The organism is Bacillus tequilensis KCTC 13622 (assembly GCF_000507145.1).
GTDB classification, from domain to species: Bacteria; Bacillota; Bacilli; order Bacillales; family Bacillaceae; genus Bacillus; species Bacillus tequilensis.
This window is the reverse complement of sequence record NZ_AYTO01000030.1, coordinates 1-8101: the sequence shown is the minus strand read 5'-3', so window position 1 is coordinate 8101 and position 8101 is coordinate 1. Positions and strand designations below refer to the sequence as shown.

The 8101-nt window shown below is 40.9% G+C and carries 6 protein-coding genes; 4 read left to right on the top strand and 2 right to left on the bottom strand.

Going from position 1 to position 8101, the window contains the following annotated elements; genetic code table 11:
- Both V756_RS0109230 and iseA read right to left on the bottom strand, forming a co-directional pair.
- Window positions 1-822 (bottom strand): ribonuclease YeeF family protein (locus tag V756_RS0109230; RefSeq protein ID WP_024714417.1); only part of this gene is annotated, 822 nt, incomplete at its 3' end.
- A 550-nt stretch (window positions 823-1372) separates the two neighbouring features.
- Window positions 1373-1918 (bottom strand): DL-endopeptidase inhibitor IseA, encoded by a 546-nt coding sequence (iseA, locus tag V756_RS0109220; RefSeq protein WP_024714415.1) that lies wholly within the window; start codon window positions 1916-1918, stop codon window positions 1373-1375.
- A 285-nt stretch (window positions 1919-2203) separates the two neighbouring features.
- Between iseA and V756_RS0109215 the strand changes: the two genes are divergently transcribed.
- The 4 genes from V756_RS0109215 to V756_RS0109200 all read left to right on the top strand — a co-directional run.
- Window positions 2204-3595 (top strand): MATE family efflux transporter, encoded by a 1392-nt coding sequence (locus V756_RS0109215; RefSeq protein WP_024714414.1) that lies wholly within the window; start codon window positions 2204-2206, stop codon window positions 3593-3595.
- A gap of 135 nt (window positions 3596-3730) precedes the next feature.
- The gene (gene galM / locus V756_RS0109210) at window positions 3731-4708 is read left to right on the top strand and encodes an aldose 1-epimerase (protein WP_024714413.1); all 978 of its coding nucleotides are present in this window, start codon (window positions 3731-3733) and stop codon (window positions 4706-4708) included.
- Between the two features lie 34 nt (window positions 4709-4742).
- On the top strand, window positions 4743-6218 hold the full coding sequence (gene dacB / locus V756_RS0109205) for a D-alanyl-D-alanine carboxypeptidase/D-alanyl-D-alanine endopeptidase (RefSeq protein WP_024714412.1): 1476 nt from the start codon (window positions 4743-4745) through the stop codon (window positions 6216-6218).
- Window positions 6219-6589: 371 nt separating this feature from the next.
- On the top strand, window positions 6590-8101 hold a 1512-nt coding region (locus V756_RS0109200; RefSeq protein WP_024714411.1), incomplete at its 3' end, for a condensation domain-containing protein.

Here is an 8101-nt window from a genome sequence, read left to right as displayed (position 1 = left end):
CTGTTCAGGGGTAAGATTCTCATAGCCGACCTTCTTGGCAATTTCTAAGTATTCATCCGGATCTGTCACTCCATCAGCTAGCTTCTTCTTCAATTCTTTGATTTCTCGTTCTTTCGCTTCATCTTTCTTGATTTTCAAATAAGCTTCAGTCTGTTTCTCAATATCGCCTTTTTTCTTATGTATGTCACTTTCACGGTACGCCTTGGAGTTGTAGTGAATGGGCGTAGCATTTTTCCCTTTTCCTGTGGATTCCTCAAGCTTTTGGAAGTCTTTCTTGATGAATTGTTCGTTTGGCTCTGACTGGGCATATTCAGAAACAAGTGCTTCGTCCACGCTTCCTAATTTATCGATTGTTTTTTTACGTTTGTCCTCTGCATCTGCAAGTTCGTCTTTAAAGGTTTCTGTCGAGAATAAATCAAGCGGAAGAATATCGTCGATATCATGTAAGATATCTTTCATCGCTTTCTTTTGTTCAGACATTATTGATTTTGATTTTGTGTAGGCGTTAGCCAGCTCGTGTTCTAAGAAGGATTCTTCTATATATGCATCAGATAAGCTGGCGTCCTCTAAAGTGCCTGAAATGCTCGTCAAGAAAGCAATTTTCATATCAAGTAAGTCAATCCAATTGTCAGCTACACCTGCGTGGTCTTGATAAAATGCTTTGATGTTGTCAGCGCCTTTTCCGGAAAACTCACTGTCATCTAAATCAGCTACGGCTTTAAATGCCTTCTTGAGATTGATCATCTGGCCTCTTAATTCCTTGTATTCCTTTGCGCGTCTATCTGCTTCTGAAAGCAGTGATTTGGCTTCAAATACTTTCATGATCATATCCTTTCGTTTGAATAGTTCCAACAAGATTTTACCATGGGAAAATAAAGAAATAGACGGGGGTGTGATTCAAAATTGAGAAATGATTAATTTGATCCGTATCATTTTACCTATATGAATTAATTGAAGAACGCTTAGGCAGTCAATGCATGGATATCGCATAACAAAAATAGCTCTTTAGCAACTTACTTTTTTTGTTAAAATGATGAAAACAGAAAGGGGAGATAATATGGCATTACTACGCTTTATAAGTTTATATGGAATAGCCATCATTATACTGATGGTCGTAGCGAATTTTGCTCCTTTCTTGGCGATGCCGTTATACTATATTGCCGTAGCTGTATTAGTCTTTCTGATTGTGTTTCTGATATATTATTATACCCAAAAGGTTAGAAGGGGGAAAAGGTAAACAAATTGCACAAAAAATAGGGGAATAGACAACGGACTTTTCGCCTGTTGTCTTTCTTTATGCTAAAAGAAAAAGCACCTCCAACTACAAGACTATGTCTTATATTGGGGTGCGCTTCATACGCAGGGCGTTTTTTTATATAACTGCGTCAAATTGATTGACTTTCCATTTTTTGTTTTCTTTTACAAAAGTCACTTTCCGTTTTGCAGCAGGTGATCCGTCTAAAGTAGGAATGGTAAATTCGTATGTGATTGTGCCGCCTTTTTTAGAGATGAGTTTAGCAGTTGATTTTTTCCAATTCAATAGGTTATCTCCGTCGCCGATCGGAACTGCAAGTTTTCCTTTTGAAACAGTGAAATGATAATCTTTAAAGCCTTTTTCGATTGCTGTTTTTGTAAAAATAGGTGTTAAGTAATTCACCGCTTTTGCTTTCGTACCTAGATCACTGCACATGTACACATATTGAAGATTTTGATACTCGAATGTTCCTGATGGGCAAACTGCTTTTTTTACCTTTGGATTGTGGCCGCTCATTGTGTTCCAAAAGTGCTCTCTTGCGGATAATGCCAGCTGTAGTGCTTGTTTTTGTGATAAATCGCCTGATGTATTTTTCGCAAATGCATTTGTGCTTAATGACAGAATAAGTGCAATCGTTGTTAGAAATAGAAAACATTTTTTCATTGTGGTTCACTCCTTCAAAATCTCTTTCTCTTATGTTACAAATGTTACAATAATTACGATAAGATTACAACACTTTTGCATAAATTATTTTTTTCTTTTATTTACAAAGAAATAGGCTGTTACTTGCTAGTTTATTCTTTATAAGCCAAAAAGATGTGTAAAATGAGTAGAATCGGGAAGGGTTTCATATGGAAAGTGATGAATAATAACATGTTGCATATCCTGTTTTTGTCAAAAGAATAGGAGCATGTTTTACAATCGAATTCAAATAAAGGAGCCTTCACTATGGAAACACCACAAGAACAACTTGTAAACCAGAAGAAAAGCAATCCATCTGTCTGGCGGTCTATGTCACTCTTTTTAGTGCCGCTTCTGCTAAGCAATGTGCTGCAATCAGTCGGCCAGTTAGTAGGAATGATGGCTGTAGGCAGATGGCTGGGTGTTGATGCGGTTGCAGCGGTATCATCCTTTTTCCCGTTATTTTTTCTTTTAATCTCATTTACGATAGGTATCGGTTCAGGAAGTTCGATCCTGATTGGACAAGCCTACGGGGCGAAGAACGAAGAGCGATTAAAGGCTGTTGTCGGAACGACGCTCACGTTTACGTTTTTATTAGGGGTTGTGTTAGCCGTCATCGGCAGTATTTTCACCTTTGATATTCTTCGTTTAATGGGTACTCCTGAAAATGTCATTCATATCAGCGCCAGCTATGCACGTATTTTGTTTTATGCTATGCCGTTTATGTTTTTATATTTTGCATATACAACCTTTTTGCGCGGAACAGGGGATTCTAAGACACCGTTTTATACACTGATTGTGAGCACGGTCATTAACATAGCGCTTTTGCCTGTCTTAATCCTTGGTATGTTCGGTTTTCCGAAACTTGGCATATACGGCTCCGCATATGCAACTGTCATATCCACGATTGCAACTTTTCTCGTGTTATTGGTGTATTTGCGAAAACGAAACCATCCGCTGCAATTTGATAAAACAGTGCGCCGTTATTTGAAAATGGATAAGGAACTGCTGGCTCTCCTGCTGCGTCTTGGGATTCCAGCAAGCATCAATATGATTCTTGTCTCATTATCAGAGATAGCGGTTATTTCATTCGTCAATCATTACGGATCTAATGCAACAGCTGCATACGGAGTGGTCAACCAGGTGGCCAGCTATGTACAGATGCCAGCCGTGAGCCTTGGTATTGCGGTCTCAATTTTTGCTGCGCAATCGATCGGCGCGAACGAGGTTGACCGCTTAAAGCAGGTCATTCGTGTGGGGATTTGGCTGAATTATATCATTGGCGGCGTGCTGATCATTTTGATCTATGCTTTTTCACATCAGATTTTAGCGTTATTTTTAACCGAACAAGAGACGCTTTACATTGCACACCGTCTCTTGATGATTACATTGTGGAGCTATTTGCTGTTTGGAAATGCCCAAATTATTTCTGCAACGATGCGGGCAAGCGGAACGGTTTTATGGCCGACCGTTATCAGCATTTTCGCTATCTGGGGAGTAGAGGTGCCTGTCGCGTTTGTCCTTTCCCACTATACAAAGCTTGAAATACTCGGCGTCTGGGTTGGGTATCCGGCTGCGTTTGCCGTCAGCTTGCTATTGATTTATGGGTATTATCAATTCGTATGGAAAAAGAAACAAATTACACGTCTCATCCAATAGCCTCCCGAATGACACCGTTCTTGAGTGTGAACGGTGTTTTTTTATTTGATAGGGGGGAAACCTAAAATGGAGGAAATGTGGCACAGCACATTGAATTCTTATACAAGCAATGAATCAAGGAGAGGTTGAGTACACATGGCAAACTTTATTGAAAACATCACGTATTTGGGAATACCGGCAATCAAAGCAGGCAACGAACATCTAGAAATGATTGTTGTCCCCGAGTGGGGGAGCAACGTCATTTCTCTCGTGGACAAAGCAACAAAGATCCAGCTTTTGCGGGAACCGGAAACAGCAGAAAGCTTTCATGACACACCAACATTATATGGCATTCCAATCCTGTTTCCGCCTAACCGGATAAGTGACGGTACATTCAGTTTCCGGGGCAGAACCTATCATTTTGATATCAACGAAAAGGAAAAACACAACCATCTTCACGGCTTCCTTTATCATGAAAAGTGGGACGTTGTGACGATGAGGCAAACAGACGAAGACGTCATCGTTGAAACGGAAATTGATCTTTCAGAGCTTCCCCATGTGTATAAGCAATTTCCGCATCATGCCGTCGTCCGGATGACATACACGCTAAAGGGAAATACTCTATTTAAATATGCGACGGTCATGAATAAAGGAAAGGAAGCGTTTCCTTGGGGAATCGGCTATCATACTACATTTGTGTTTCCAGCAGAAAGCTCGTTATTCTCCCTGACAGCGGATCAGCAATGGGAGTTGGATGAACGCCTGCTCCCGACCGGGAAGCTGATGGATGTGAAAAATAAAGAAGCATTGCATGAAGGGATGGATGTACGCCATAAGCAGCTGGATGATGTCTTTTTATCTGCTTATCAGAAAAAAGGCGGAGAAAATCAGGCAGTCATTTATCATCAGCATGCACATATAAGCATTAGTTATAAGGCCGACGAACAATTTAAACATTGGGTTGTATACAATGCGGACGGAAAACAGGGGTATTTATGCCCTGAACCTTATACATGGGTGACAAACGCTGTGAACCTTGATTTACCTTCATCACTCACTGGTTTACAAGTGCTGGAGCCTGGAGAAAAAACGACTGCCAAAAGCAGTATCACTATTGAACTGAATCACCAATAGCCAATGATGGGACGCAGAGAGGCGGGGTAAATAAATGAAAAAAAGCATAAAGCTTTATGTTGCTGTTTTGCTGCTTTTCGTCGTAGCTTCTGTACCGTATATGCATCAGGCTGCGCAAGCGGTCGAAACACAAGATGCACTTGCCGGGCAGATCGATAAGGTTTTGGCTGAGCATCCTGCACTCGCCGGCGCAATGGCCGGCATCACTATTCGCTCAGCGGATACGGGAGCTGTTCTATATGAGCATTCAGGAGACATGCGAATGAGACCCGCCTCTTCTCTGAAACTTTTGACAGCGGCCGCGGCACTTTCTGTCCTTGGCGAGGACTATTCCTTTACAACCGAGATCCGGACGGACGGCGCACTCAAAGGGAAAAAGCTGAACGGAAACCTTTATTTGAAAGGAAAAGGAGATCCTACACTTTTACCTTCTGATTTTGAAAAAATGGCTGAGAAATTAAAACAGGCTGGCGTGAACGTGATTAAAGGCAATCTGATCGGTGATGATACGTGGTATGATGACATCCGATTATCATCTGATATGCCGTGGAGTGATGAATCCACGTATTACGGCGCGCAAATCTCCGCTTTAACCGCATCTCCAAATGAAGATTATGATGCAGGAACTGTAATTGTAGCGGTCACCCCGGGTAAAAAAGCAGGGGACAAGCCTGTTGTTTCTGTATCTCCGCAGACAGATTATGTAACGATTAAGAACAGTGCTGAAACAATTGCAGCCGGTCAAAAGAAAGACCTCACGATCGAAAGAGAGCATGGAACAAACAAAATCACAATTGAAGGAAGCGTACCGGCTGACGCAAGCAAAACAAAGGAATGGGTTGCTGTCTGGGAGCCGGCCGGATATGCCTTGGATGTATTCAAACAGGCACTAAAAAAACAAGGGATTGCCGTAAAAGGGAACGTCAAGACAGGCGCAGCGCCTGATTCCTCAGACGTGTTGATCTCTCATCGATCAATGCCTTTGTCGAAACTATTTGTTCCGTTTATGAAATTAAGCAATAACGGACATGCCGAAGTGCTTGTAAAAGAAATGGGGAAAGTGAAAAAAGAAGAGGGAAGCTGGGAGAAGGGACTCGAGGTATTAAACAATACGCTTCCTGATTTTGGTGTAGATCCTAAATCACTTGTATTAAGAGACGGATCAGGAGTCTCTCATATCAATGCTGTATCCTCAGATCAAATCTCACAGCTGTTATATGATATTCAAGATGAAAAGTGGTTCTCAACTTATCTAAATTCCCTGCCTGTTGCAGGCGATAATAACCGAATGATAGGAGGAACGCTGAGAAATCGCATGAAAGACACTCCTGCACAAGGAAAGGTAAGGGCTAAAACAGGATCGCTAAGCACGGTCAGCTCTTTATCCGGGTACGCAGAAACCAAGAGCGGGAAAAAACTTGTTTTCTCAATTCTTTTGAACGGATTGATTGATGACGAGGATGGAAAAGATATTGAGGATCAAATCGCTGTCATCTTGGCAAATCAATAATAGCTTCAAACCTGTTTTCCAAGCGAAAACAGTTTTTTTATGCCTGCAATAACGATCCAGTCTCATCTTCCAACAAATAGAAAGTTGACATGGATCAGCAAATTGCGCAAGTAAAAAATAGTATGTAAGACCTTTCTGAAAACGATGCTTTTATCACTTTATGTTCAAAAAATTGATAAAAATGAAAACTGAAACTAAATAAATAATACTATATTCAAAAAAAATTTATAATAATTTAATATTTTTTATTGTACTTTAAAAAATATCCGTTAATATAGTGCATATATGGATTATATAGTCATATAATTTCTTTTATTGTCATTTTTCTACTTTTTTCTTAACCTCTTATTATGAGAACTGGAGGGAATCCGTTGAGCGAACATACTTATTCTTTAACCCATGCCCAAAGGAGAGTGTGGTTTACCGAACTGCTGGATCCAGGCACCAGCATTTGCAATCTCACAGCCTGTGTGAAATTCAGAGGAAATCTTGATCTTGAGGCTCTAGAGAAAGCGCTGAATCATTCCATCTCCCGCAATGACGCCATCAGGTTTCATCTGCTGGAAGGAGAAGAGCCTGAACCGCGACTGTACCTTACTGATTATCAATATCATTCACTTGAAATAATAGATTTTTCAAATGTTGAAATGGTAGAAATAGAGCAGTGGATACAAGATCAAGCCAGAATCCCATTTAAACTATTCAACTCGCCTCTTTATCAATTTTACCTCCTTAGAATCCACACTCATGAGGTGTGGCTGTTTGCGAAATTCCATCATATTATAATGGACGGCATCTCTTTAAACGTGTTGGGAAATCAAATTATAGATCTTTATCAAAAAATAAAAAAGCAAGGTCCTTTACCCGATCAGCCTGAACCTTCTTACTTAAGTTACATCGAAAAAGAGAGTCAATATCTGCAATCTTCACGTTTTGTAAAGGACCGTTTATTTTGGACTCAAACCTTTCAGCTGCCGCCGGAATATCACTCGTTAGCGGGTCAGGCGTCCTTACAAAAACAGAGCACATCCGCATCCAGAGATACCATCACACTTTCACCTCATCTAGGGCAAAAGATTCGAATCTTTTGCGAAGAACAAAAGATCAATATCATTTCCTTATTTATGTCTTCATTTTACATATGCATCAGCCGGATCACATCTAAAAGAGATCTTGCCATTGGCACCTACTATGGCAACAGAGGGTCAAAGGCTGAAAAAGAAATGCTTGGAATGTTCGTCAGTTCTCTTCCCATCAGAATAACGGTTGATCCTGACTCGGATTTTCTTTCCTTTGTCCGCAGAGTAGGCAGGGAACAGCTTTCCGTTATGCGTCACCAACGGTTTCCTTATAATTTGCTGGTGAATGAATTAAGAAAAGAACAGAAAGATTTACACAACCTTATTGGTATATCTATGCAGTATCAGCCGCTCCAATGGCACAATGCTGACGGTTTTGATTATGAAACGGCGCTTTACTTTAGTGGATACACCGCAAACGAATTGTCTGTTCAGATACAGGAACGAATAGACACCGGAACCATACAATTAAATTTCGACTATCAAAATACTTTGTTTTCTCTTGAGGATGTTAAACGAATACAGCACCATCTGCTTATGTTACTGGAAAACGCCCTTCAACATCCTCACAAATTGATAAAAGAATTAGATATGACTGACGTAAGAGAAAAACAAAAATTGTTGTATGAGTTTAACAAGACGGTAGCAGTTTCACCTGAAGTCCCAACCCTGCATGGGCTGTTTGAACGACAGGCAGCTGTCACACCGGAGCGGCCGGCTATCCGATTTTCCGGCGGTTCGCTGACGTACGCTGAGCTTGACCTGTATGCCAGCCGGCTGGCCGCCCACCTCGCGGCACGCGGC

Coding starts and splice junctions, on each gene's coding strand:
- iseA (WP_024714415.1), bottom strand. CDS start 1,918: ATGAAAAAATGTTTTCTATTTCTAACAACGATTGCACTTATTCTGTCA.
- V756_RS0109215 (WP_024714414.1), top strand. CDS start 2,204: ATGGAAACACCACAAGAACAACTTGTAAACCAGAAGAAAAGCAATCCA.
- galM (WP_024714413.1), top strand. CDS start 3,731: ATGGCAAACTTTATTGAAAACATCACGTATTTGGGAATACCGGCAATC.
- dacB (WP_024714412.1), top strand. CDS start 4,743: ATGAAAAAAAGCATAAAGCTTTATGTTGCTGTTTTGCTGCTTTTCGTC.